Source organism: Streptomyces griseus, from assembly GCF_001715295.1.
Classification (GTDB): Bacteria; Actinomycetota; Actinomycetes; order Streptomycetales; family Streptomycetaceae; genus Streptomyces; species Streptomyces griseus_G.
Genome location: NZ_MDKB01000003.1, coordinates 784,710 through 810,886 on the forward strand (window position 1 = coordinate 784,710; position 26,177 = coordinate 810,886).

The 26,177-nt window shown below is 70.3% G+C and carries 19 protein-coding genes; 4 read left to right on the forward strand and 15 right to left on the reverse strand.

Features of this window, described 5'->3' with window-relative positions:
• The first annotated feature begins 93 nt into the window (after positions 1 to 93).
• Positions 94 to 1,242, forward strand: a complete 1,149-nt coding sequence (locus BA175_RS19760) for a M48 family metallopeptidase (protein WP_069172761.1) — start codon at positions 94 to 96, stop codon at positions 1,240 to 1,242.
• On the opposite strand, the gene BA175_RS19765 is transcribed toward BA175_RS19760, so the two are convergent.
• From BA175_RS19765 to proB, 5 genes are all read right to left on the reverse strand, one after another.
• On the reverse strand, positions 1,172 to 2,299 hold the full coding sequence (locus BA175_RS19765) for an SCO2583 family membrane protein (RefSeq protein WP_069172762.1): 1,128 nt from the start codon (positions 2,297 to 2,299) through the stop codon (positions 1,172 to 1,174). The genes BA175_RS19760 and BA175_RS19765 overlap by 71 nt on opposite strands.
• Positions 2,300 to 3,105: 806 nt before the next feature.
• A complete protein-coding gene (locus BA175_RS19770) occupies positions 3,106 to 3,705 on the reverse strand; it encodes an SCO2584 family spore wall biosynthesis protein (protein WP_069172763.1) in 600 nt (199 codons plus the stop codon).
• A 392-nt stretch (positions 3,706 to 4,097) separates the two neighbouring features.
• A complete protein-coding gene (locus BA175_RS19775) occupies positions 4,098 to 5,381 on the reverse strand; it encodes a glutamate-5-semialdehyde dehydrogenase (protein WP_069172764.1) in 1,284 nt (427 codons plus the stop codon).
• 345 nt (positions 5,382 to 5,726) lie between these two features.
• Entirely contained in the window at positions 5,727 to 6,212 is a 486-nt protein-coding gene (locus tag BA175_RS19780; RefSeq protein ID WP_069172765.1) for a hypothetical protein, read from the reverse strand.
• 136 nt (positions 6,213 to 6,348) lie between these two features.
• Positions 6,349 to 7,476 (reverse strand): glutamate 5-kinase, encoded by a 1,128-nt coding sequence (gene proB, locus BA175_RS19785; RefSeq protein WP_069172766.1) that lies wholly within the window; start codon positions 7,474 to 7,476, stop codon positions 6,349 to 6,351.
• Between the two features lie 329 nt (positions 7,477 to 7,805).
• On the opposite strand from proB, the gene BA175_RS19790 reads away from it, so the two are divergent.
• The gene (locus tag BA175_RS19790) at positions 7,806 to 9,230 is read left to right on the forward strand and encodes a polysaccharide pyruvyl transferase family protein (RefSeq protein WP_069172767.1); all 1,425 of its coding nucleotides are present in this window, start codon (positions 7,806 to 7,808) and stop codon (positions 9,228 to 9,230) included.
• Between the two features lie 51 nt (positions 9,231 to 9,281).
• Here BA175_RS19790 and BA175_RS19795 read toward each other — a convergent pair whose 3' ends face one another.
• The gene (locus BA175_RS19795) at positions 9,282 to 10,484 is read right to left on the reverse strand and encodes a glycosyltransferase family 2 protein (RefSeq protein ID WP_069172768.1); all 1,203 of its coding nucleotides are present in this window, start codon (positions 10,482 to 10,484) and stop codon (positions 9,282 to 9,284) included.
• Between the two features lie 258 nt (positions 10,485 to 10,742).
• The gene (locus BA175_RS19800; RefSeq protein WP_302622497.1) at positions 10,743 to 12,047 is read right to left on the reverse strand and encodes an acyltransferase family protein; all 1,305 of its coding nucleotides are present in this window, start codon (positions 12,045 to 12,047) and stop codon (positions 10,743 to 10,745) included.
• Between the two features lie 375 nt (positions 12,048 to 12,422).
• Between BA175_RS19800 and BA175_RS19805 the strand changes: the two genes are divergently transcribed.
• Together BA175_RS19805 and rfbC are read left to right on the forward strand one after the other, a co-directional pair.
• The gene (locus BA175_RS19805; RefSeq protein ID WP_069172769.1) at positions 12,423 to 14,450 is read left to right on the forward strand and encodes a glycosyltransferase family 2 protein; all 2,028 of its coding nucleotides are present in this window, start codon (positions 12,423 to 12,425) and stop codon (positions 14,448 to 14,450) included.
• Between the two features lie 49 nt (positions 14,451 to 14,499).
• Positions 14,500 to 15,099 (forward strand): dTDP-4-dehydrorhamnose 3,5-epimerase, encoded by a 600-nt coding sequence (gene rfbC, locus BA175_RS19810; RefSeq protein WP_069173124.1) that lies wholly within the window; start codon positions 14,500 to 14,502, stop codon positions 15,097 to 15,099.
• A 148-nt stretch (positions 15,100 to 15,247) separates the two neighbouring features.
• Here rfbC and BA175_RS19815 read toward each other — a convergent pair whose 3' ends face one another.
• The 8 genes from BA175_RS19815 to obgE all read right to left on the reverse strand — a co-directional run bounded on the left by BA175_RS19815 (position 15,248) and on the right by obgE (position 26,129).
• Positions 15,248 to 16,042, reverse strand: a complete 795-nt coding sequence (locus BA175_RS19815) for a methyltransferase type 11 (protein ID WP_069173125.1) — start codon at positions 16,040 to 16,042, stop codon at positions 15,248 to 15,250.
• Between the two features lie 186 nt (positions 16,043 to 16,228).
• The gene (gene rfbD, locus BA175_RS19820; protein ID WP_079159688.1) at positions 16,229 to 17,113 is read right to left on the reverse strand and encodes a dTDP-4-dehydrorhamnose reductase; all 885 of its coding nucleotides are present in this window, start codon (positions 17,111 to 17,113) and stop codon (positions 16,229 to 16,231) included.
• Positions 17,110 to 18,096, reverse strand: a complete 987-nt coding sequence (gene rfbB, locus BA175_RS19825) for a dTDP-glucose 4,6-dehydratase (RefSeq protein ID WP_069172770.1) — start codon at positions 18,094 to 18,096, stop codon at positions 17,110 to 17,112. The genes rfbD and rfbB overlap by 4 nt, the downstream gene beginning before the upstream one ends.
• A complete protein-coding gene (locus BA175_RS19830) occupies positions 18,093 to 19,160 on the reverse strand; it encodes a glucose-1-phosphate thymidylyltransferase (RefSeq protein ID WP_069172771.1) in 1,068 nt (355 codons plus the stop codon). The genes rfbB and BA175_RS19830 overlap by 4 nt, the downstream gene beginning before the upstream one ends.
• A 139-nt stretch (positions 19,161 to 19,299) precedes the next feature.
• Complete coding sequence (locus BA175_RS19835) at positions 19,300 to 20,535, reverse strand: glycosyltransferase family 2 protein (protein ID WP_302622498.1); 1,236 nt, start codon at positions 20,533 to 20,535, stop codon at positions 19,300 to 19,302.
• A 135-nt stretch (positions 20,536 to 20,670) separates the two neighbouring features.
• Entirely contained in the window at positions 20,671 to 22,716 is a 2,046-nt protein-coding gene (locus tag BA175_RS19840; RefSeq protein ID WP_069172773.1) for a hypothetical protein, read from the reverse strand.
• Positions 22,717 to 22,846: 130 nt separating this feature from the next.
• On the reverse strand, positions 22,847 to 24,346 hold the full coding sequence (locus tag BA175_RS19845) for a bifunctional cytidylyltransferase/SDR family oxidoreductase (protein WP_069172774.1): 1,500 nt from the start codon (positions 24,344 to 24,346) through the stop codon (positions 22,847 to 22,849).
• Positions 24,347 to 24,686: 340 nt separating this feature from the next.
• Positions 24,687 to 26,129, reverse strand: a complete 1,443-nt coding sequence (gene obgE / locus BA175_RS19850) for a GTPase ObgE (protein WP_069172775.1) — start codon at positions 26,127 to 26,129, stop codon at positions 24,687 to 24,689.
• Positions 26,130 to 26,177 lie beyond the last annotated feature (48 nt).

Consider the following 26,177-nt stretch of genomic DNA (forward strand, 5'->3'; position numbering starts at 1 on the left):
TTATCCACAGCCCCCCGCACACCGTAGCGCCAGCACATACGCTGGCTTGTGCCAGGGGGACGAGCGACGTCTCGTACGAACAGGGGGCCATCCATGACCGAAAACAGTCACGAGAGCATGCCGAGCAGGCAGCGTATGAGGTTCCCGGGTATCTCCTCCCGGGCCTACGAGCACCCGGCGGACCGCTCGGCCCTGGTGGCCCTGCGCAGGCTGAGCGGTTTCGACACCGTGTTCAAGGCGCTCAGCGGGCTGCTTCCCGAGCGCAGTCTGCGACTGCTCTTCCTCTCGGACTCCGTCCGGGTGAGCGATGCCCAGTTCGCCCACCTCAACGACATGCTGCGGGACGCCTGTTACATCCTGGACCTTCAGAAGGTCCCGCCGATGTACGTCAGGCAGGACCCGCAGCCCAACGCCATGTGCATCGGCCTGGACGAGCCGATCATCGTGCTGACGACCGGGCTGGTGGAGCTGCTGGACGAGGAGGAGATGCGGGCCGTCGTGGGCCATGAGGTGGGCCACGCCCTCTCCGGGCACTCGGTGTACCGCACGATACTGCTCTTCCTCACCGGCCTCGCCGTCAAGGTGGCGTGGATCCCGCTCGGCAACGTCGCGATCATGACGATCGTCACGGCGCTGCGGGAGTGGTTCCGCAAGTCGGAGCTGTCGGCCGATCGGGCCGGGTTGCTGGTCGGGCAGGACCTACAGGCGTCCATGCGCGGCCTGATGAAGATCGCGGGCGGCAACCACCTCCACGAGATGAACGTCGACGCGTTCCTCGCGCAGGCCGACGAGTACGAGAAGGGCGGGGATCTCCGCGACTCCGTCCTCAAGATCCTCAACGTGCTGCCCCGCTCACACCCCTTCGCCACCGTGCGGGCCGCGGAGCTGAAGAAGTGGTCGGAGACCCGGGACTACCAGCGCATCATGGACGGTCACTACCCCAAGCGCGAGGAGGACAAGGACACGTCCGTGACGGACTCCTTCCGGGAGTCGGCTGCTCATTACGCGGACACGGTGCGCAGCAGCAAGGACCCGTTGATGAAGCTCGTGGGTGACATCGCGGGCGGGGCGGGTGACCTGGGCGGCAAGCTTCGGGACAAGTTCACCGGCGCGGGCGGCGGGGGCAACGGCAGCGCGGCGGGCAAGGGCGGCTCCACCCAGGACGCGGACGCTACGGGCGGTTCCGAGGGGACCTGGCGGCGTCCGGGCCCCGAGGAAGAGACCCCGGGGACGGGGAGCTGACAGCCAGCGTCCCGCACAGCGCGGCCGCGGGCTGTCCGGTGGCGTACGGGTCGGTGCCGTGCGGGCCCCGGGTGTCCGCCCGCTCACCGGCGAGGAGCGGACGGAGGGCGCCGGCCATGTCGGCCGAGCAGGACTGCGGTCCCGCCTGGACATAGGCGCTGCGCACCTCCAGCCGGTGCAGTCGCAGATCCTCCCTGTCGAGGAGGAAGTGCAGCACACGGCGCACGGTGAACAGGGACGCCTCGTCCGCCTGGTGCGGGCCTGACACGGCGGGGCGCAGTGCGTAGGTGAAGGTGTGGTCGGACACCACCTCCAGGGTGTCCGAACCCGCATCGGCGTACGAGAGGGTCCCGTGCACGCGGATGTCAGGGTCGGCCAGCTCCACCTGGGCCGGGTCGAAACGCACCAGCCAGCCGGTGGCGGAGTGCACGCCGTCGTCGGCCGGTGAGTTCACGCTCGCTTCGAACTGGCTCGTCTGGTCGGGGTCGAGCAGCCGCCCGACCGGCCGCACGACGCCGCCGGTGATGACGTCGGGGTCGAGCGAGGACTCGACCAGGTAATCCTTGACCGTGCTCAGGGCGCTGGTGACCTGGCTGTCCGAGAAGTTCTCCGTCCGCCGGACGGGTGGCAGGTTGATCCCCGACGCCCCGGTCCGGAAGGTGGCGGCCGGACCGTCGGCCAGGAGGGAGTCGGGCGCGCCGCCGGGCACGGGGCCCCGGGGGGCCAAGGGGACGACCGTGGTCCGTAGCGGCTCCGCGTCCCTGCCCACGGGGGTGGGGTAGGGGCTGCGGAAACCCATGTAGACGGCGGTGGCGAAGGCGAGGGTTATCAGCACGACGAGAGCGATGGCAGCCCGGGAGCGCCGACGGGTGCCACGCCTCGGGAGGGAGCGCACAGCGCGCGCGTGTGCGCCCATCCGTTCCTGCGCGGAGAACTCCTGGAGTTGCGCAGCACGCACGAACGATTCGTCGAAGACGAGGGAGCGGTACTCGTCCTCTCCACCTGATGGGTTCTCGGGCGGCGGCGGTCCTTCCGGCGGTTCTCCGTGGCCTGTCATGACTACTCCCGATCTCCACGCCATCGGCGAGGGCGGGTGCCGGGTTCCGCCCGGGCCGGTGGCGTCGGGCGGACCTGTCTTCACGGGTCGTGCGTGGCGGAGTGATACGTGCGCGGCCCGCACCCCTCTGCCCGGGAGACGGACGGGGAGCGGGGGACCGGGGCACCAGGTCCTCCATGCAGAGTAGGTCGATCGCCATCAAGGTAAACGCCCTGCAGGTGGGAGCGCAGCCGGGAGCCCACGCGGTTACGCCACCGGGCCGATCCGTCGCCCGGCACCACAGGGCGGTCCACCGCCCGCCCACACCGGTCCGAGCCGCTGGTCGGTGACCCTCATGGCCGGGCCGCGCGGCGCCGGGCCTTGTGAACCACGCGGCTCGAACGGCCGCCGGTGCGGGACACCAGCGAGCAGCGCGGGCGGCCGGCCGTCCCACCCCCATGGAGCGCGGGTGGCCGTCCCGCACCCACGGAGCGCGGGTGACCACCCCGCCCCACGAGGCGGGGGGCCTCGGGCTCTGCCGGCGGCCCGAGCGTGCCGGACAGGGCGGGGCCGCGCAGGCGGGACCGGTCACCGCGCGGACGGGACCGGTCAGGTGGGACCACGCAGCGGGCCTGGGCCGAACCACACAAGCAGACCCGAGCCGAAGCACACAGACGAGCCCGGGCCGGACGCCACCAGCAGACCGAGCCGAACCACGCGGACGAGCCCGGGCCGCGCTGCCCTCGCGGAACTGCGCAAGCGGAGCCTCGCGGGGGCGGCGGCGGCCGTGCGTCAGCGGTACGGCGACGCGCCCCGTGGCGGGGGACTCAGGGTGTGCGGGGGGCTGCGGAGACTGCGGGGAGGGGGTGCCCGGCGGTGGCGGTGGGCGCCGCGCCCGGTGCGCCGGAGCCGCTGGTCACCGGTGAGGGCACCTGTTCCTGCCGAGAGGCGGCGCCGCCTCTGTAGACGGCGTTGAAGGCGAGGGCGACCATTCCGATCCCCATCAGCACGGCAAGAAGCCAGGCGACCGGCCGATGCCAGCGCGCGGTGCCCCGGTAGGGCCGCAGGGCGCCACCATGGCGACCGTACGGGCCGTCGGGGCCGTCAACGTCGCCGTAGGGCTCATCGAGGTCGTACGAACTGCCGGAGCCCCTGTCGCGGCCGTACGCGCCGTCCGGCCCGTAGTCGGCGTCGTAGAGGTCGTCGTCCATGGCGGCGCCACCGGAGCGTGCGCGGCTCGCCTCGGCTTCGGCCCGGGCCTGCGCGGCCTCGAGCAGTCGCTCCACCGCGGTGGGTTCGTGTATCTCCGCGGACCTCACGAAGTCCTCGTCGAACACCACGGAGGCGAAGTCCTCGTCCGCGCCCCCGCGGTCGTCGTCGGGCTCCCAGCCGTCGGGAAACGGCCTGCCCCCCACGTCGTCCGGCACAGCATCAGGGTAGCCCCGACGGGGCGGTTTGGGCAGACAGCTCACGAACTCGCCCTCCTCACCACCGCCGGGCCGCCGCCGTCGGCACACCGGTCTGCACACGGCGCCCGCGTCCTCTGCCGTCTGGCTCCGCGCCCGGGCCCCGGGAGGTCCGAGAGTCGCCGGCAGGGCACCTGCGCCACAGCTGCGGGCTCTCTGCGACACGCGCCCTACGAGCACCCGCCGCACACCTGCGGGTCGCCCCTTCGCACACCCGCGAGAGGCACTCCGGTGCACCCCCGCGAAAAGCACTCAGCACCTCGGCGAAGAGCTCACCGCACCTGGCGATAAGCGCTCCGGGCACCTGCGGAGAGCGCTCCGGGCACCGAACGGGGACGCGTGCGACAGCCTGCCTACCGGATGTGGCCGTCCCCCGTGACGATGTACTTCGTCGACGTGAGTTCCGGCAGCCCCATCGGGCCGCGGGCGTGCAGCTTCTGGGTGGAGATGCCGATCTCGGCGCCGAAGCCGAACTCGCCGCCGTCCGTGAAACGCGTGGACGCGTTCACCGCCACCGTCGTCGAATCCACCAACTGGGTGAACCGGCGGGCCGCCGCCTGCGAGGTGGTGACGATCGCCTCGGTGTGACCGGAGGACCAGAGCCGGATGTGTGCCACGGCCGCGTCCAGGGACTCCACGACCGCCGCCGCGATGTCGTACGAGAGGTACTCGGTCTCCCAGTCCTCCGGCGTCGCCGCGACGACCGTCGCCTTGGTCCCCCGGGCGTACTCCAGCACCCGCTCGTCGCCGTGCACCGTCACCCCCGCCGTGGCCAGCGCGTCCAGAGCTCGCGGCAGGAAGGCCGCGGCGACGTCCTGGTGGACGAGGAGGGTCTCCGCGGAGTTGCAGACACTCGGCCGCTGGGCCTTGGAGTTGAGCAGGATGTCGACGGCCATGTCCAGGTCCGTCTGCGCGTCCACGTAGACGTGACAATTACCGGTGCCGGTCTCGATGACCGGCACCGTCGACTCCTCCACGACCGTGCGGATGAGGGACGCACCCCCGCGCGGGATCAGCACGTCGACCAGGCCGCGGGCCCGCATCAGTTCGCGCACCGAGTCGCGGCTCTCCCCCGGGACCAGCTGCACCGCGTCGGCCGGCAGCCCGGAACCGCCCACCGCGTCGCGCAGCACCCGCACGAGGGCCGTGTTGGAGGCGTGCGCGGACGAGGACCCCCGCAGGAGCACGGCGTTGCCGGACTTCAGGCAGAGCGCGGCAGCGTCGACCGTCACGTTGGGCCGCGCCTCGTAGATGATGCCGACCACACCGAGCGGGACCCGCACCTGGCGCAGATCGATACCGTTGGGAAGGGTGGACCCACGGACCACCTCGCCGACGGGGTCGGGCAGGGCGGCCACGGCGCGGACGTCCGCGGCGATGGCCCGGATGCGCTCCGGCGTGAGCGTGAGCCGGTCGACGATCGACTCGCCCGTCCCCGCCTCTCGGGCCCTTGCGACGTCCTGGGCGTTGGCCTCGACGAGTTCGCTGGTGCGTACCTCCAGCGCGTCCGCGATCGCCAGCAGAGCGTCGTCCTTCGCCGAGCGCGGGAGTGGCGCGATGTCGGCGGCGGCGGCACGCGACCGGTAGGCGGCCTGGACGACCGGGGACATGTTGTCGTACGGCGAAAGCGTGGTCATGCCCGCAGGGTAATGCGCGGGCCGCGGGCATCCGCCTCGTATCCCGTGATGCGAGACGGGCGTCCCAGGGCCGGCAACCGGGCCGGCCCCGTCTCCGCACCGCCCATGACCGGCACGGGCACGGGTGCGTGCCCCGGCCCCCCGCACCGGTACGCACGGAAGGACACTCCCCGAAGGGCGCGCACGCTCTCCGTACACCAGGGGGCGGAGGCGAGCCGCCTGCCCGTTTCCCTTCGCCCGGCGCCCGCACCGCACGCGGCCCGCTCGCCGTGCGCCGCCCCACCCTCAGCGACCGGTACGGACGCGCCAGGCGCAGTACGGATGCGCCGTACGGACGCGCCCCGCTCAGTACGGATGCACCCCCACCGGTGCCGCCGGGGGCGGGCCGTAGCCCTCCGCGATGCGCTGGTGGTACGTCTCCCGGTCGATGACCTCCAACCCGACGATCTCCCAGGGCGGCAGTCCGGCACTGGAGCGGTGCTCGCCCCACAACCGCAGCGCCACCGCCGCGGCGTCGTGCAGGTCGCGCGCCTCCTCCCAGTAGCGGACCTCGGCGTGGTCGTTGGCGTAGCGGCTGGTCAGCAGGAAGGGATGGTCGTGTGCCAGCTGTTCCAGTCCGCGTCTGACCTCCTTCAGCGGTGTCTCACTGCCGGAGACGCTGAGGGTGATGTGCCACAGCCTGGACCTGACCCCCTCCCCGTCCGTGGCCACCGGTTCCTGCTCGGAGGTGGGGTCGGTGGGCGGGCCGTGGAAGTCGGCCCCTGCTCCGACGCTGGTCAGGGCACGGCTGCCCGTTCCGCGGGGCGGCGCCCCCGGGCGCGCTCGTCTCACCGGCGGCCTCCTGTGAATGCGTAGCGGTGCTGAATGCGTGGCAGTACTGCCCCCTCGTATCCCCGTGACAAAGTTGACCAGTCCGGGGGCGGGCTTGGAGGGGTTTTGGTAAAGCTCTCCTCCGGAGACTGGACTTTCAGCCGTTTCGGGAGACCGGGCGGGGCGTCAGGACGACGAGATCGTCCCTGTGTACGACCTCCCGCTCGTACGCCGGGCCGAGCTCGCGTGCCAGGTCGCGGGTGGAGCGGCCGAGCAGCTGGGGGATCTCCTTGGCGTCGAAGTTGACGAGCCCGCGGGCGACCGCGGCCCCGGCCGTGTCCCGCAGCTCCACGGGATCGCCCGCCGAGAACTCGCCCTCGACGGAGCAGATGCCGGCGGGCAGCAGCGACGTGCGGCGCTCGACGACAGCCCGCACGGCGCCGTCGTCCAGGACGAGCGCGCCCTGCGGGGTCGAGGCGTGGGCCAGCCAGAGCAGCCGGTCGGCCGAGCGCCGCCCGGTGCGGTGGAAGTACGTACCGGTATCGCGGCCGGCGAGTGCGTCGGCGACCCGGCTCGCGGACGTGAGGACCACCGGGATCCCGGCGGCGGTGGCGATCCGGGCGGCCTCCACCTTGGTGACCATGCCCCCGGTGCCGACGCCCGCCTTGCCCGCGCTGCCGATCGTGACGCCCTCCAGGTCCGCCGGTCCGCTCACCTCGGCGATGCGGGAGGTGCCGGGGGTGCTCGGGTCACCGTCGTAGAGGCCGTCCACGTCGGAGAGCAGGACGAGGAGGTCGGCGTGGACGAGATGGGCGACGAGGGCCGCGAGCCGGTCGTTGTCTCCGAACCGGATCTCGTCCGTGGCGACGGTGTCGTTCTCGTTGACGACGGGGAACGCACCCATCTCCAGGAGCTGGTCGAGCGTGCTGTAGGCGTTGCGGTAGTGGGCACGCCGGCTGGTGTCGTCGGACGTGAGGAGCACCTGGCCGACGCGTACGCCGTAGCGGGCGAAGGACGCGGTGTACCGGGCGACGAGCAGTCCCTGGCCGACGCTGGCCGCGGCCTGCTGGCGGGCCAGGTCCTTGGGCCTGCGGACGAGCCCGAGGGGCGCGAGGCCGGCGGCGATGGCACCGCTGGAGACGAGGACGATCTCCCGCTCCCCGCCGCTCCTGACCTTGGCGAGTACGTCGACGAGCGCGTCGACGCGGTCGGCGTCGAGGCCGCCGGCCGCGGTGGTGAGCGAGGAGGAGCCGACCTTGACCACGATCCGGCGGGCGTCGGTCACGCCCGGCCTTCGCTGCCCCGCGCCGCCACCGGAGGGTGCGCGGAGTACGCCTTCGGATTCCGTTGCCCCTGACACGTACGTCCCCATCACGTCGGCCTGCTCGATTCCCACAATCTACGCGAGGCGGCCGACACCGCGCCGTGCCGTCTCAGCCGGCGTACCACTGCCTGCCCAACGCCCGTATCACGCCCGTTCCGACGCCGCGGCCGGCCGGCCGACGGAACGTCAGCGTCGGGCCGCGCCGGGACACCCGACGACCCGTCGGCGTACAGCGGAAAAGAGCCATTCACGTCATCTCCATCGCCCATTCATCGGGCTACGCTCTACGGGTGACAGATGAACCGACCCGCAAAAGGCGCATTCTCGTCAGATCGGGCAAGAGCCCCTTCGATGTCGCTTCCGTGGAGCAGTCACTCCACAGAGACGTCTTCGCGACGAACGCGGGCAACCTGATCTTCAGCGACGCGGCGCACAAACTGCTGAGCACGCCGCGGACCGAGGTCTCCTCCAACGGCATCCGTGCGGACCCGTCGGCGGCCGAGCGCATCAACGAGGAGTACGACGTCTTCGTCGTTCCCCTGGCCAACGCCTTCCGGCCGAGCTTCGAACGGCCGCTCAAGCGGATGACGCAGTTGATCAAGAAGCTGCGCATACCCGTGGTCGTGCTGGGTGTCGGCGCACAGGCGGACCTCAAGTACAACGCGGCGCGGCTGAAGCCCATGGAGCCGACGGTCAGGGAATTCGTCACCGAGGTACTCAACCGCAGCGCGTCCGTCGGCGTGCGGGGAGAGTTCACCGAGCAGTACCTCAACGCCATGGGCTTCCGGGACGTCGAGGTCATCGGCTGCCCCTCGATGTTCATGAACGGCGAAACGTTCACGCTCGAGAAGCGGGTGGAAGCGCTCACCTCGGAGTCCCGCATCTCGGTGAACGGCTCGCACAGCGCCGTACGTTCGCACGGCCTCGACGCCATCATCCGGCAGGCCCACGCGCGCTACCCGCATCTGCGGTTCGTCGGACAGAACCTTCTCGAGGCCGAGTTGCTGCACTGGCGGGAGACCGCGCACCCGACCGGGGCGCAGACCTCGATGCCGACGCACCCCTCCCACCCGATGTACCAGGAGGGCAAGGTCCGGCTCTACGTGGACCCGGCCACCTGGATCAGGGAACTGCGCGCCTTCGACTTCTCGTTCGGCTCCCGCATCCACGGCAACATCGCGGCCCTGCTGGCGGGCGTGCCGAGCACCGTGCTGTGCAGCGACTCCCGGACCCTGGAGCTGTGCCGGTACTTCGCCATACCGCACCGCAAGATATCCGAGACGCCCAGGAACACCGACCCCGCCGAGCTCTACGAGGCCGCCGACTTCGGTGACCTGGTCAACGGTCACAAGGAGCGTTTCCTGCGCTTCACCGGCTTCATGGAGAAGAACGGCCTGGAGAACGCCTTCACCCATGGCGACGGCGGGGCGGCGTTCGACGCGCGACTGGCCGAGCTGAGCCTCCCGCCCGCCGTCCGGCCGTGGGTGGACAGCGACCCCGAGTCGCTGCGTGGTCGCTTCAGCTTCATGCAGAGCAGGCTCGACGAGCTGACCCAGCAGAACGCCGCCCTGCTCTCCCAGCTCGGCGCCCGGAGCCGCCGGGTGGGCTTCAGGGGGCAGGGCACCGACAGCGCGACCGCGCTGCCGGCGGTCTACCGGCGGGCCAGGCGTGTGGTGGGGCGTCCGGTGAAGAAGCTTCTGCGCCCCGACCAGTGAGGACCGGGCCCGGACCGCCGTGTCCACCGGGCCGCGGGCCCCGCACAGCCGTCACCGCGCGCGCAGGACACGCCGGGCCCGGTTACGCGCCCGGCGCGCCAGCCGCCGGGCGAGAGCGGCCGGGGACCGGCCTGCCGGCACCTCGATCCTTCTGCCGCCGATCCACTCGGTCACCGTCACCTCGTACGCCGGGTCGGGCAGGGCGCCGTCCTCCCGGAAGTGCGGATAGGCCAGGTAGAGACGGGCCCCCCTGCGGACCACCTCGGGTTCCTCGCCGCTCTCCATGAAGCGCAGGACGTCCAGGAGCAGGTCGATGCGCCCTTCGGCCACACAGAGCAGCCTCAGCCGTTCCTGCACCTTGAGGCGACGGGCCACTCCCGGGGTCCAGTAGGCCTCCATCAGCGGTACCGCCCGTTCCGTCTTCTCCCGCCGTACGGCCTCGGACTGCCTCAGCAGCACCGGCCCGAACTGCGGGAGCAGGGTGACGACGAACGGCCGGATCATCAGCGTGTCCCGGCGCGGGCCCGGCGGGACGTACCGCGCGATGAGGCCCATCAGCGCGCGGGCCGAGTCGAAGCGCAGCAGATGCCCTCCACTGCGCGTGACGTGTTTGCCGTCCTCCCGGCCCACCAGGTAGTAGCAGGTGTGGTCGGCGACGACGGAGACCCCGTCGCCCCGGAGGTACGCCTCCATGGTGAACAGGGCGTCCTCGCCTGTTTTCAGCCCTTCGTCGAACGTCATCCCCAGCCGGACGAGCAGTGACCGCCGGAACAGCTTCTGGGCGCTCAGGGTGTATTTGATGTGGGAGGAGTAGAGGTCCGCCCGCTCGACGGTCTCCTTCCACATCGACTTCGGCGCTCCCCGGTTGACGCCGACGGTACGGCCGAGCACGACGTCCGTGCCCGCCCGGTCAGCCATCGCGACCATGCGCTCCAGGGCCTGCTCGCCGAAGTAGTCGTCCGCGTCCAGGAAGAAGACGTAGCGGCCTCGGGCGAGGCCGAGCCCGACGTTGCGCGGGTTGCTGGGCCCGCCGGAGTTCTCCTGGTGGACCACACGCATCGGGACGGCGGTCCGGGCGGCGAACTCGTCCAGGTATTCCCCCGTGCCGTCCGTGGAGCCGTCGTCGACGGCGATGATCTCCATCCGGTCGGCCGGAAGCGTCTGGGCCTCGACGGAATCCAGGCAGCGGGTCAGGTAGGGCATCGCTTCGTAGGCGCCGATCACGACACTCACGTCCGGCGTGTTACTGGTCATCGCTCCTGGTCCGCATCGCTCGGGAGAACAGCACGGGCGCACGGGCGCGCCGTTCGTTCCCTTCCCCGAGGGAGGACGGGCAGTTCGTGCAACAGGTTGCTTCATGCGGAAGATCGCGTACATCCGGATGACAGGCCGACTTCATCCGGACGTCGTCCGGCCCGCGGGCGCCTCGCGGCCTGCGGCCCGGGAAAACGGGCCGGCCCCCGCCCGTCGGGCGGGGGCCGGAGGACTACCCACCGGGGCGGGCCTGCGGGGTCAGCGGGCGTGCGGTCCGCTCGCGCCTTCCAGGCTCCCGGCGGAGGCGGGCACATCGGCGTCCCCTACGGCGGTCATCGCCGCCGGCCGGGGAGCGAGCCCTCCGGCGGTCCCAGCGGCGGCGCCCGGGCCGGTCGCCGGCTCGGAGGCGGTCGGTTCCCCCGCGGCGGTTCCCGGCCGCGTCTTCCGCGCGGAGCCGATGTCCTTGAGCCGCATGGCCGGCCGTTCCACCAGGTGCCAGGAGAGCACCGCAGCGGTCACCGCACCCGCCAGCGACAGGGCGAGGTAGGGCCAGAAACCCCACCGTGCCAGCCCCAGCGCGACCAGGGACTGCTGCACGGCGAAGCCGTAGATGTAGATGCCGTACGAGTAGTCGTGGCGGGCGCCGATGCGCCGGAACGGCGCGGGCAGCCGAATGGCGAGCCACAGCAGCAGGTAGGCGAAGGCGGGCAGGCCGACGACGAAGAAGTAACCGAAACGGAGGCTGCCGAGCAGGACCAGGCCCGAGGCCACACCCAGGACGTCGCTGACCGGGACGCGCTCGCGGTACAGCTCGATCAGCGTCCCGAGGCCGAAGGCGAAGCTGAGGTAGAGAACGACGTCCGGGTCGAACCGGCCCGTCACCGTGAAGAACTCGATGGATCCGTGGTACGAGGAGTCGCTGAAGCCCGCCCAGAACGGGGTGGTGAGGGCGTTGCGGAGAATCAGCCAGCCCAGCACACCGACGAGCAGGAGCACGACCCGGCGCGCCCGAGCGAGAGCCCCCGTCAGGGCGAGCACGGCCACCCCGACGTAACAGAGCACCTCGTAGCGCAGTGACCACAGGGCGGCGTCGATGCTGGGACTGTGCGCGAGCCCCGAGTTGCCCGCGGTGGCCACGACGCCGGAGACGTCGTTCTGCCGGGGGGCGACCGCCCAGTTGGACGCCATGTAATCGAGCGGACCGCGCTCGTGTCCCCAGAAGCCGTCCAGCCCGCCCTGCTGCCGCCAGTAGAGGAAGGGGGCGACGACGAAGGCGGTCACCGCGAGGCAGACCCACAGGCCGGGAAGCAGCCGCAGTGCGCGGTGCCAGAGGAAGCGCCCCAGGGACAGCCTCTTCCCGCTGCGTGTGACGAGGATCCCGGAGAGGACGAAGAAGCCGTAGACGGACATCTTCCCGAGGTCGGTCTGCCCGTGGCTGAAGTCGTGGCCGAACTCGGTGTCGCCGAAGCCCAGCACGCTCGCGTGGGAGACGACGACGGCGGAGGCCAACGTGAGCCTTATGAGACCGAGGCTGTTGTCGCGACCCGAGAAACACTCGGCCACCGAACCGCGTGACCAGCGTGTACTGCGGATACGGCTGACGATGCGCGAAGAGATGTGCGCCCTCCCGGAAGAGCTGAACGGGGGCGGTGCGCCCTGGATCCGCTCACAGGTGTGTCATGAGAACGCCCGACGCTAACGCACATATGCCGTGTCCGGTCACATCTGTGTGTGAGGATCCGGACACACTTGAGGGGATCCGGGTACCTCTCGGGTGACGCCGTGACCACCGGCACATGACACCGCGCCCACAGGTGTCCGAACTGTTCGATCCTGACAACCGCTAGAGTGCATGCGGGCGGTGGCCCATGCCTAAAGATCGGCTGCCGGTCCCAACCCCACCTTGTCGTCCAGGGTTCTCAGAGATGGGGCACAGTCGTGTCAGTCAAAGTGAGTGTCGTCATTCCGGTGTACAACCCGGGCAAGTACATCGATCCCTGCATCGATTCGCTGCTGCGCCAGAGCCTCCCCGCGGACGATTTCGAGGTCCTTTTCGTCAACGACGGCTCGACGGACGACACCCGCGAACGGCTCGAGGCGCTGGCGGTCGAGCACCCCCACTTCCGTGTGATCACCATCCCCAATTCGGGGTGGCCCGGAAAGCCCCGCAATATCGGGGTGGCGGAGGCCAAGGGCGAATACGTGCAATTCGTGGACCAGGACGACTACCTCGCCACGGAGGCGCTGCAGCGCCTGTACGCGATCGGGCACCGTAACGGTTCGGACATCGTCATCGGCAAGGTGGCCAGCAACTTCCGGGGTGTCCCGCACGGCGTCTTCAAGAAGACGCGCGAGAAGTGCACCCTGCAGGACGCCCCCCTGTACGACAGCCTGACCCCGCACAAGATGTTCCGCACGGAGTTCCTCCGCGAGAACGGCATCGCCTACCCCGAGGGGAAGCGCCGCCTGGAGGACCAGCTCTACATGATGCAGGCGTACTTCCCCGCGAAGGTCGTCTCCATCCTGGGCAACTACACCTGCTACTACTACTCGAAGCGGGACGACGGGCAGAACGCCGGATCCGCGAAGATCGTCCCGTCCGGCTACTACGGGAACCTCCGCGAGGTCCTCGACGTCGTCGTGGAGAACACCGAGCCCGGGGAGTTCCGGGACCTCCTGCTCCGCCGCTTCTACCGTGTGGAGATGCTGGGCCGCCTCAGCGAGCCGGCCGTCGTCAAGTACACGCCGGAGTACCTCGACGAGATGTGCGACGCCGTCAGGCCCCTGGCCGAGGACTTCATGGACGACGGCGTCCACGACGGACTGGGTCCCGTCCAGCGGCTGCGCTCCACGCTGCTGCGCAAGGACGACCGTCAGGGTCTCCTTCGGATCGCCCGGTTCGCCGCCTCCGTGAAGGCGACGGCCCGCCTGCAGGACTTCACCTGGCAGCCGGACGGGCGGATCGCCGTCACCGTGACCGGCCGTCTCGTCCACGGTGAGGACCGGGCGCCGCTCAAGCTGCTCCGGCGCGACGACCGCTACTTCCTGCACCCCGACTTCACCGAAGGGCTGCTGCCGGCCGGAGAACTCCTGGACGTCACGGACGACATCGGCGGCTACGCCGGGGAGATCTCCCTGCGGAACCGCGAGACGGCCGTCGAGTGGCCCTGTCCGGCGACGTTCACGACCGAGATCGAGGATCTCGGCGACGACACCTGCGAAGTGGTCCTGCACGGCTCCGGGCACGTGACCTCCGAGGCCGTCAAGGGCCGCGGACGCGTCTCGCGCGGCTTCTGGGACGTCTGGGTCCCGCTGCGCGGCCTGGGTCTGGTGCGCAAGGCCCGCCTCGGCGCGGACCGCGCCCAGCACGTGGACGCCGCCTGCCTTCCCGCGTCCCTGGGCTCCCCCGCGCGCGCCGTCATCCCGTACTTCACCGACCCGCACGGCAACCTCACGCTCGACGTCGCCCGCCGCGGCAAGCGGCTGGCGACGTACCTCGAGGGCCGTCCCGTCCTGCTCGTCCCGGGCGGTCGGCCCGAGCTCCGGCTGGACCTCTTCACCATCACGGCGACGGCCCAGTCCCCGGTTCAGCTCGTCCTGTCCTCGGGGGACACCACCCACACGCTCCCGGCCGTCCTGGTGCCCACGGAGGGACGCGCCCACCTCCCCCTGCCCACCCGGGCGGCGGGCGTCCCGGCAGGCACCTGGCAGCTGTCCGTACGCCTGGACGGCGCGAAGAACGCGCCGCTGCCCCTCTTCGAGGTCTCCGTCGACTCCCGCGGCCGCGTGAAGCTGCCCGCGGATCTGCCCGAGGCGGACGCGGAGCTCGTGGCCAGGGCGGTGTCCCGGCGCCGGAAGGTCACCGTGCGCCGCGCGCTGCGCACGGTCGGCGGTCCGCTCGCCCGCCGCCTCCCCGGCAGGGCCCGCAGGAGCGCCCGTCGTCTGGCCGCACGGATCATCGGCTGACCGCACACCGAGCAACAGAACCGGCAACAAGCACAAGGACGTGATCAACATGCGGCAGCTCTCCATCGCGGGTGCCCTGGTCCATGAACCCAAGGTCTTCCCGGACAGCCGCGGCAGCTTCCACGAGTGGTTCCAGGGGGCCGCCTTCGCCGAGGGGGCCGGCCACCGGCTGAGCCTCGAACAGGCCAACTGCTCCGTCTCCAGCCGGGGCACCCTGCGGGGGATCCACTTCGCCGACGTGCCGCCGAGCCAGGCGAAGTACGTCAAGTGCGTACGGGGCGCGGTACTCGACGTCATCGTGGACATCCGGGTCGGCTCCCCGACCTACAAGCAGTGGGAGGCCGTGCGGCTCGACGACGTCGACCACCGGTCCGTCTACCTCGCGGAGGGCCTCGGCCACGCCTTCATGGCCCTGACGGACGACGCGACGGTCGTCTACCTGTGCTCGGAGGGCTACTCCCCCGGCCGTGAGCACGGCATCAACCCCCTCGACCCGGCGCTGGGCATCGAATGGCCCGCCGACGTCACCCCGCTGCTCTCCGACAAGGACGCCGCGGCCCCCACCCTGGCCGAGGCGGAGAAGCAGGGCCTCCTGCCCTCCTACGAGGACTGCCGGGCGTACTACGCGGAGCTGCGCGCCCGCGGCTGATCCGCACAGGCGGTGCGAGAACGAAAAGTCCCCGGTCCGGAGAAACGGACCGGGGACTTCCCGTGTGCGGCACCCCCGCGGCCGTGGCCGCCGGGGTGCCTAGGCGCTCCCCCGGCCACCACGAGCGGGGCGGCGTTCCCCGTCCGGCTCAGACCGTCACGGCCTCGATGCTCCTGCGGAGCGGAGCGAAGGCCGACCGGGACCGGCGCAGATTGCGCGCCCGGGCGAGCGCCGGCCAGAAACCGGCACCGAGGAGTGCCTCGGGCCTGACGGCGTTCTTGCGCACCAGCACCTCGTCGGGCACGTTCTGCGGGTCGGGCACGACGTACTCCTCGACGATCGTGTCGTACGCGTCCTTCAGGACGGTGTTGTCGGGGTCCGCGCCGAAGACGGCCACCACCCCGGTGGGTTCCGTGTCCACCTCGACGACCAGCAGGTCGGGGCGGTAGCGGCGCAGCACCTGGGCCACCTTGTAGACGTCCCCGGTCCAGAACTTGGTGTGCCGGTCCCGGGCCGCCTCGTCGACGTCGCGCGGGAGCATGTCGTCCAGGACGATCACGCTCGTCCAGCGGGAGTGCCGCTCGACGTTCATGAAGTCGCGCAGGGCGTACTCGAAGAGGTGCATCCCGTCGATGAAGGAGAGCTCCAGCTTCGGGTCCGCGCCGAGCAGGTTGAGCGGGTCGCGCCGGGCGAGGGCCCGGAAGGGGTTGCGGCCGTTGCGCAGGTGAAGCAGCGGGTCCTTGCGCGCGAAGAAGTCGTCGCTCGTGGCCCTGACCAGGTGGACGTCGCAGCTGATGTCCGTCACCACGCGGAAGGCCGGGTCGACGGCGACCGAGGGTACCCGGGAAAGGGCCAGGCTCCTGCCGTCGTTGACGCCGATCTCCAGATAGTTCCGGGGCCGGTAGACGCGGTGCAGGGAGCGGAGGAACTCATGGCGGTTCACGTGGAGCAGCCCTTCGACAGGGACCAACTGGCCAGGTTTTCCGAAGAAACTATCCCATGAGCGTGTCGTCCGGCAGCCTTTCCGTACGACCTACGCGCAGGGGTTCGGAAGCCCTGGTGCCGGTACGGCCACGGCCGGGCTCCCCCTGGGGGAGCCCGGCCGTGGCCGTTGCGTCGGGCGGTGCGTTCAGGGCCTTTCGGCCGCCACCAGCGCGGGGAAGGCCTCGCCCAGCGCGGACCGCCAGTCGCGGATCGGCTCGATCCCGGCCGCCGTCCAGCGGTCGTGCCCCAGCACACTGAACGCGGGGCGGGGAGCCGGCCGTACGAAGGCCTCGCTGGTCGTCGGGCGCACCCGCTCCGGGTCCGCGCCCAGCAGACCGAAGATCTCCCGGGTGAGGCCGAACCAGGTCGTCTCGCCACCGCTGGTGCCGTGGTAGACACCGGCGGGAGCGGTACCCGCGAGCGCCGCCTGCCCGAGCCGGACCAGACGGTCGGCCAGGTCGACGGTCCAGGTGGGCTGACCGCGCTGGTCGTCCACCACGTCGAGGGTGTCCTTGACGCCCTCCAGCTTGATCATCGTCCGGACGAAGTTGCCGCCGCCGGCCCCGTACAGCCAGGCCGTCCGCACGACGTACCCGGTGTCCGGGAGGGTGTCCAGTACCGCGCGCTCCCCGGCCAGCTTGGTGCGTCCGTAGGCGCTGCGCGGCCCGGTGGCGGCGTCCTCCTGGTACGGCTTCTCCGCGTCGCCGGCGAAGACGTAGTCGGTGGACACCTGCAGGAGGACGGCGCCGTGCTCGCGGCACGCCTCGGCGAGGACCTCGGCGCCCCTGCCGTTGACCCGCAGGGCGGCCTCCTCCTGCGTCTCGGCGTCGTCGACGGCCGTCCAGGCGGCGCAGTTGACGACCACCGCGGGGCGGTGCTCCGCGAAGGCGGCGCGGACCGAGGAGGGGTCGGTGACGTCCACGGTGCCGCGGCCCGCGGCGAGGGCGGTGACGTCCTCGCCGGCGAGCCGCGCCATGACGTCCTGCCCGAGCATGCCCTGGGCCCCGGTCACCAGCCAGACGGCGCTCACAGAGCGGCCCTGTCCTTCAGCGGCTCCCACCAGGCCCGGTTGTCGCGGTACCACTGCACGGTCTCGGCGAGGCCGGTGGCGAAGTCCATGCGGGGCTCGTAGCCGAGCTCCTCACGGATCTTGGTGCAGTCGACCGAGTAGCGGCGGTCGTGGCCCTTGCGGTCCTCGACGTAGGTGACGCTGGTCTCCCAGTCGGCGCCGCAGGCTTCCAGGAGCAGCCCGGTGAGCTCCTTGTTGGAGAGCTCGGTGCCACCGCCGATGTTGTAGACCTCGCCGGCCCGGCCCTTGGTGCGGACGAGCTCGATGCCCTGGACGTGGTCGTCGATGTGCAGCCAGTCGCGCACGTTGGCGCCGTCGCCGTACAGCGGCACGGTCTTGCCGTCCAGCAGGTTGGTGACGAAGAGCGGGATGACCTTCTCCGGGAAGTGGTGGTGCCCGTAGTTGTTGGAGCAGCGGGTCACCCGCACGTCGAGGCCGTGGGTGCGGTGGTAGGAGAGGGCGATCAGGTCACTGGAGGCCTTGGCCGAGGAGTACGGCGAGTTGGGCTCCAGCGGGTGCGTCTCGGGCCAGGAGCCCTCGTCGATCGACCCGTAGACCTCGTCGGTGGAGATGTGCACGAAGGTCTTCACACCGGCCAGGTGCGCGGCGTGGATCAGGGTGTGCGTGCCGACGACGTTCGTACGGACGAACTCGGCACCGCCGTCGATGGAGCGGTCCACGTGGGACTCCGCGGCGAAGTGCACGACCTGGTCGTGCTCGGCCATCAGCTTGCCGACCAGCTCGGCGTCGCAGATGTCACCCTGCACGAAGGCGAAGCCCGGGTGGTCACGGACTTCGTCGAGGTTGGCCGGGTTGCCCGCGTACGTGAGCTTGTCGAGGACCGTGACGGCGACATCGCCCGGTCCCTGGGGGCCCAGTACGGTACGGACGTAGTGGGAGCCGATGAATCCGGCCCCGCCGGTCACCAGGATGTTGGTCGTCATGAAGAGATCTGCACCTTGCTGTGGTCGCCGAGCACGAGTCGGTGGGCGGACGGGTTACGGGGCGCGGGGGTCACTTCGACGTCCCGGCCGATGAGCGAGGCCTCGACGCGCCGCACACCGGAGATGGACGCGCCGCGGAGGACGATGGAGTACTCGATCTCGCTGTCCTCGATCCGGCAGCCTTCCGAGACCGAGGTGAACGGGCCGACGTAGGAGTCGCTGATGACCGAGTCGGCGCCGATGATCACCGGGCCGACGATGCGGCTGCTGGTGACGCGTGCCCCCGGCTCGATCCGGACCCGTCCGATGATCTCGCTGCTCTCGTCGACCGTCCCCTCCGTGGAGGGCTTCAGGGTCTCCAGGACGGAACGGTTGACCTCCAGCATGTCGGTGACGTTGCCGGTGTCCTTCCAGTACCCGGAGATGGTCGTGGAGCGGACGTCGTGCTGCTTGTCGATCAGCCACTGGATGGCGTGCGTGATCTCCAGCTCGCCGCGCCAGGACGGCTCGATCGCGCGTACGGCCTCGTGGACGGCCGGGGTGAAGAGGTAGACGCCGACGAGCGCGAGATCGCTCTTCGGCTCCTTCGGCTTCTCCTCGAGCGAGGCCACCCGGCCCTCGTCGTCGAGCTCCGCGACACCGAAGGCGGTCGGGTTGGGCACCTTCGTCAGCAGGATCTGCGCCTCGGGGCGCTCGGAGCGAAACTCCTCGACGAGCCCGGAGATGCCGCCCACGATGAAGTTGTCGCCGAGGTACATGACGAAGTCGTCGTCACCGAGGAAGTCCCGTGCGATGAGCACCGCGTGGGCGAGACCGCGCGGCTCGTCCTGCGGGATGTACGTGACGTCGATGCCCAGCGCGGAACCGTCACCGACCGCCTCACGGATCTCCGGTGCCGTGTCACCCACGATGATGCCGACATCCGTGATCCCGGCCTCGGCGATGGCTTCCAGCCCGTAGAACAGGACCGGCTTGTTGGCCACCGGAACCAGCTGCTTGGCCGACGTGTGTGTGATGGGGCGAAGGCGGGTGCCCGCCCCGCCGGAGAGTACGAGAGCCTTCACGTTGTCCTGTCCCGATGGTGAGGTACCGGCCCGGTGCCGGACCGCGAATTCTTGTGCGAGTTTAACGGTGCGTTCACCCGCCGTCCTGCCGCGAGGTGCCCACAGGGGCCGTGGGCGCTTGCGCGGGCGACCGGAGCACTCAGCCTGCGCCCAGGCGCGCACGCCAGCGACGCAGGTCCCTGCGCACCCGCCGGACGACGCGCCGCGTCGTGGACGGCTTCGGTGCCGGCCTCGGCACTCTCTTCGGCCTCTCGACGCGGCGGGTACCGTGCCAGTCCGGCACGGTCACCTCGTAGTCCTCGTCACGGAGACCAGCATCCGGATCGCGGAAGTGCGGGTAGGCGAGGAAGAGCCTGCCGCCGTCCTCGGAAGCGACCAGCTCCGGAACTTCCTTGGCCTGCAGGAACCTCAGGACGTCGGCCAGCAGGTCCAGCCGCCCGTGTGCGACGCAGACCAGCCTCAGCCGCTCGCCCACCTTGATCCTGCGGGCCACACCGTCGGTCCAGTATGCCTCCATGATCGGAGCCGCGAGTTCCATCCGGTGCTTCCGCTCGCTCTCCGGCTGCTTCAGGATGCCCGGCGCGAACTGCTGGAGCAGTCCGACCGTGAACGGCCTGACCATGAGGAGATCACGCTTGGGACCGGGCGGCTCCAGCCGGTGGATGAGCGCCGCCATCGCCGCCACCGCTTCGAAGCGCAGTACGTAACTGCCCCTCCTGGTGGCGTGGTTGCCGTCCTCGCGGCCGACGAGGTGATAGCAGGTGTAATCGGAGATGACGGAGACACCCGCTCCCCTCAGATACGCCTCCATGGTGAAGAGGGCGTCCTCACCCGTCTTCAGTTCCTCGTCGAAACGCAGACCGGTCCGTAACAGGAGTTCCCGGCGGAAGAGTTTCTGCGCACTCAGGGTGTAAATGACCTTGGAGCGATGGACGTCGACACGTTCCTGGGTACGCGTCCACATCGACTGGGGGGCTCCCCGGTTGACGCCGACCACCTTGCCGAGCACCACGTCGGTGCCGGCCCGGTCGGCCATGTCCACCATGCGTTCGAGGGCCTCGTCACCGAAGTAGTCGTCCGCGTCCAGGAAGAAGACGTAGCGGCCGCGCGCCAGGCCGATTCCCACATTGCGTGGCCCGCTCGGGCCCCCCGAATTCTTCTGCCTGATCACGCGCGTGGGAACGGGCGAACGGGCCGCGAATTCCTCCAGGTACTCGCCCGTTCCGTCGGTCGAACCGTCGTCCACCGCGATGATTTCGATGCGGTCGGCACCGATGGTCTGCGCCTCCACCGATTCGAGGCAGCGGATGAGATAGGGCATCGCCTGGTATGCGCCGACGATGACACTGACATCAGGAGTACGTGTGACGTTCACACAAACAGAAGACAGCCGGAACGGACGGGTGGTTGTGCGACGGCACCCATCCGATGTGTGACTCGTCGCACAAACGGCCCAGTAAAGCCCTCGCATGGGCTACTGGGCCGTTCGGTCGGACCGATGCGTCGTCGTTCAGCCGCCGACGGGTTCGCCCAGGCTCCGGGCGACGCCGATGTTGCGTGCCTCGGCCTTGGCGGCCAGGGCTCGCACCGCAGTGTCGAACTGTTCGAGCGACGTGGGCTCGTCCGGGCCGAGCAGATACCGCTTCAGCTCACGCCTGGCCTCCGCGAGGGTGTCGGCCGCCGGATCGGTGACCGCCGCCAGGAGCGCGTCGATCTCGGTCGCCGGGTTGGACAGGATGACCGCGGCGCGCACGGCGGTGTTCTGGCGCTGGAACTCCTCGGCGCCCATTCCCGCAGAGTCCGTCACGGCGTACGGCTTGCCGCTGGCGATGAAGTCCGACACGACGCTGGAGATGTCGGAGACCATGGCGTCCGATTCGTTGAAGCAGTCGTACAGACGGGGCTCGGCCCCGGTGATGACCTTGTGCTCCCACCAGCCGGCCGCACGCCAGTACGCGTCGTTCCACTCGTCCCTGAGCCTCAGCGTCTCCGCTTCGGTCTCCGGGGCGATCCTGGAGTCGCGCGAGAGCTCAGCCTCGTCCTTCTCGGTGCTCGAACTGCCCGCGAGCTGGGACAGCCGTGCCTCGATCCGGACCATCTCGGCCCGCGCCTCGACCTGTCCCGCGCGCAGCGCCTCCCGCTCCTTCGCCCACCGCGGGTCGACGGCACGCTCGGCCGCCGCCTGCTCGATCATCGCGGTGATACGGAAGTGCGCCGCCTTCGCCTGGGCGCTGCGGGTGCCGGTGAAGGGATGCGGCTTGTAGAGCACCCGGACCGGCTGGTCCGCCGCCAGCAGACGCCGGACGATGTTCTCGCCCGCCAGCAGCAGGGAGGTGTTGCCCGGGTTGTCGTCCCAGCCCTCCCACGTGGGGGCGTACAGCACGGTCGGGACCGGGTTCTTCGGCGTACCGGTCCACGACTCGATGGAGGCCAGCTGAGGGCGTCCCACCTCGACGATGTCCTCGTCCCGGACCCCGACGTCGGCCAGTGCGTAACGGTCGCGGCCGGCCTTGCCCGCCGTCCACACCTCGTCGTACACCTTGCTGTACGGGTTGACGCTGGCGAGCTTGTCGCTGTCGCCGTGCCCGATGAAGACGTGCTTCATCGTCGGGACCCGCAGCATGTGGATGTTCTTGCCGACGTTGGCGGCGTACAGCGCGACCCGTACGGAGGAGAGGTCCAGGTTCATCAGGTGCACCCCGCCCGGCACGCAGAGCACCGGCACGGAGGTCATGGCGAGCTGGGGGACGATGTTGCGCTCGCGCAGGAAGATCAGCGGCCGCCCGCCGAGCTTGGCCATCGTCTCCAGCCACATGTTGACCTGGTACGCCGAGTCCTTGGAACCGGAGAAGTACAGGATCACCGTGGGCCGGTACTCGCCCAGCCACGCGTCGACCGCCGCGAGGACCTTCGCCTCGGGCACGACGAGCCGGCTCGGACGGATGTGCGGCAGCAGGGCGGCGAGGTAGAGCAGGGCCGAGCCCAGCATGAGGGCGAGGCCGACGAACGCGACGCCCTCCACGCCGGTCCCGACCGCGATCAGCACGCCGATCATCCCGAAGAGGTCCAGGTGGAGCATCTTCTCGGCCGGGCGGTTCATCAGCAGCTTCGGCGGGGCGTCGCCCAAGGCCAGCACGCCGAGGTCCACGTTGCGCGTGACCACCGGCAGCTTGCGGCGGAGCCGGATGAGGGTGACCATCGCGCTCTGCGGTGCCTGGAGGCCGTAGAAGGCCAGCAGGCTGGCCATGGTCACGTAGAAGAGCATGCCCTCGCCGTAGCCCATGCGCGAGAGCAGCAGGATCAGCAGCAGCTGACGCACGAGGAAACGGATCGAGAGACCCGCGCGCACGGCGGCCAGCCGGTTCACGAGGTAGCTGCCGCAGCGGTGCAGATAATGGTCGGCCGCATAGGTCACGAAGGCGGCGAACGCGAAGAACCAGAGATTGGGGATGATGGCCGCGAGCATGACGCACGGGAAGCCCAAGCCCACGAGGAGCGCGGCGGCCAGCTCCGAAACGCTGCCGACACGAGCCAAACGAATGGCTTTCGAAATCACGAAGTACCGCTCCCGAGGATCCGACTGATTACCTTGCGGGGGAAATGTGAAGAGCAACTTCACGAATTCGGACCCCGCCGATTCACCGTTACGGCGAACCGACGGGGCCCGAAAAGTCGATCATTAAGTATTACACATCGATCTGACGGTCCAGCACCGAGGCCAGCGCCTGCTCGAAGCCGGAGGCCTCGCTCGCACCGCGGGTCGGGTCCTGCTGCCGCACGTCGATCACATGGCCGGTCATCTCCGAGAGCAGGACGTCGACGGACGTACGGGCCACCGCCTCCGAGGAGAGCAGCGAGCCCACCGGCTCGTCACCGAAGGCCTTGGTCCGCATGGGCGTCGCGGTGCGCTCGGGGTTCACGCAGTTCACCCGCACACCGTCCGCCGCCCACTCGTCCGAGAGCGCCTGGGTGAGGTTGACCATGGCGGCCTTGGTGGAGGAGTAGAGGCTGTACTCCGCACGGCCCCGGGTGTAGCTGCTGGAGGTGTAGAGCAGCAGCTGACCCTTGGTCTCCGCCAGGTACTTGTACGAGGCGCGGGCGATCTGCACCGGTGCCAGGTAGTTGACGTTGAGCGCTTCCTGGATCGCCGTGTTGTCCGTCTCGGCCAGCTTGCCGATCCGCAGCACACCCGCGGTGTTGACCACGTAGTCGATCCGCCCGGTCTCGGCGTACGCCTTGGAGAGCGCGTCGTCGACGTGCTCCGGGTTCTCGACGTGCGTACCGGTGGTGGAACGGCCCAGCGCGTACACCGTGGCGCCGAACGACTCGGCGAGCGCGGCGATGTCCGCCCCGATGCCGTACGAGCCGCCGAAGACCACCATCGTCCTGCCGGTGAGCAGTTCCCGGTAACTCGCCTCACCCGTCGGCTGGGGAACGGCCGTGGAGGCGAGCTGGAACAGCTTGTCCGCGATGAAGACGTCGACGGGCTGCGTGACCTTCATGTTGTACTCGTCGCCCGCGACGACGTAGATCGGCACGTCCGGCAGGTACTTCAGGACCACAGAACAGTCGTCGGTGGCCTGGAAGTTGGGGTCCCCCGCCGCCACCTCGTAGGCACGCCGGATGGTGGAGAGCTTGAAGGCCTGGGGCGTCTGGCCGCGGCGCAGCCTGGAGCGGTCGGGCACGTCCGTGATGAACTCGCCGTCCTCCCCGTGGGTGCGGGTGACGATGATGGTGTCCGCGGACGGGATGGCGACGTCGACGGCCTGGTAGCGGTCGAGGGCGTCGACACAGTCCTTGATGACGCGCTGCGACAGCAGGGGACGCACGGCGTCGTGGAACAGGACGTTACGGTCCTCCCCCTCGGCCAGGCCCTCACCGAGAGCCGCGATGGCACGCTCGGTCGTCTCGTTACGGGTGGCCCCGCCCTCGATCACCTTGACGACCTTGGTCAGACCCGCCTTGGTGACGATCTTCTCGACATCGGGCACATAGCCCGGCGCCATCAGGACGATGATGTCGTCGATCGACTCGGCCTGCTGGAAGATGGTCAGGGTGTGCTCGATGACCGCTTTGCCCGCGATCTTCAGCAACTGCTTCGGTATCGAGAGACCCACGCGCTGACCGGTACCGCCGGCGAGTACGACTGCCGTGGTGCGGACTTGGGCTATGTACTGCTCAGACACAGACGACCTACCTCGCGAGGGCTGGGGAACATCCCGATGGTTACACTCTCCGTTACCATCTCGCAAGGTGGACGTCGAGCCCGGCTCACCCGGCGGACACCTCCCGTTCCCCGCCCACACAGGGAAAACGCCTGGGCAGCGGCCGTACGGACGCGTGACCGACACCACACGTCTGAGCGGCATGGATCACCGAGGAGCGGAAACAGCCGCCCTCCGCATTTCACCCGGGCGGCCCATCGGCGGCTCCCCGCCGGGTGAGCCGCCGCCCGGTCCGGCCCCGGCGCCGGGGACCCCCGGGGGGCGACGGCCGCACCGCCGCCGGCCCCGCGGGTGCGGCCGCTCACTCCCCGAAGGGCTCGAACGCCTCGTACTCACCCTGGGCGTCGTGGCGTTCGGCGTCCCGGTCGCGGCGGCGCTGCTCCGCGGGGCGCGGGGCCTCGAGCCGGTGGTCCTCACCGCGGCGGCCCAGCATCTCGGCGCCCGCCGTCATCGTCGGCTCCCAGTCGAAGACGACCGCGTTCTCCTCGGGTCCGATCGCCACGCCGTCACCGGCCTGGGCCCCCGCCTTGCGCAGCGCGTCCTCGACGCCGAGCCGGTTGAGCCGGTCCGCGAGGTAGCCGACGGCCTCGTCGTTGTTGAAGTCGGTCTGCCGGATCCAGCGCTCGGGCTTCTCGCCGCGCACACGGTAGATGCCGTCGTCGTCCCTGGTCACCGTGAAGCCCGCGTCGTCGACGGCCTTCGGGCGGATGACGACCCTGGTCGACTCCTCCTTCGGCTTGGTGGCGCGCGCCTCGGCGATGATCCCGGCGAGGGCGTACGACAGGTCGTTGAGCCCCTTGTGCGCGATGGCCGAGACCTCGAAGACGCGGTAGCCGCGCGCCTCCAGGTCGGGGCGGATCATGTCGGCCAGGTCCTGACCGTCCGGGATGTCGACCTTGTTGAGGGCCACGATGCGCGGCCGGTTCTCGAGCCCGCCGTACAGCCGCAGCTCCTCCTCGATCATGTCGAGGTCGGTGAGGGGGTCACGGTCCGACTCGAGCGTCGCGGTGTCGAGGACGTGCACCAGGACCGAGCAGCGCTCGACGTGCCGCAGGAACTCCAGACCGAGGCCCTTGCCCTGGCTGGCGCCCGGGATGAGGCCGGGGACGTCCGCGATCGTGTAGACGGTCGAACCGGCGGTCACGACGCCCAGGTTGGGCACCAGGGTCGTGAACGGGTAGTCGGCGATCTTCGGCTTGGCCGCCGAGAGCACCGAGATCAGGGAGGACTTGCCGGCACTCGGGTAACCGACGAGGGCCACGTCGGCGACGGTCTTGAGCTCCAGGACGATGTCCCGGCTCTCCCCGGGCTCGCCGAGCAGCGCGAAGCCGGGCGCCTTGCGGCGGGCCGAGGCCAGCGCGGCGTTGCCGAGGCCGCCGCGGCCGCCCTGGCCGGCGACGAAGGTGGTGCCCTGGCCGACCATGTCCGCGAGGACGTTGCCGTCCTTGTCGAGCACCACGGTGCCGTCGGGGACGGGCAGCACGAGGTCCGTGCCGTCCTTTCCGGAGCGGTTGTCACCCGCACCGGGCTGACCGTTCGTGGCCTTGCGGTGGGGGCTGTGGTGGTAGTCCAGCAGCGTGGTGACGGACTGCTCGACGACGAGGATCACGTCGCCGCCGCGTCCGCCGTTGCCCCCGTCGGGGCCGCCCAGCGGCTTGAACTTCTCACGGTGGACGGAGGCGCAGCCGTGGCCCCCGTTACCCGCGGCGGCATGCAGCTCGACGCGGTCCACGAAGGTGGTCATGGTTGGTGCCTCCAGGTACTGCGGATACAGACGGGAATGTCTTTTGAC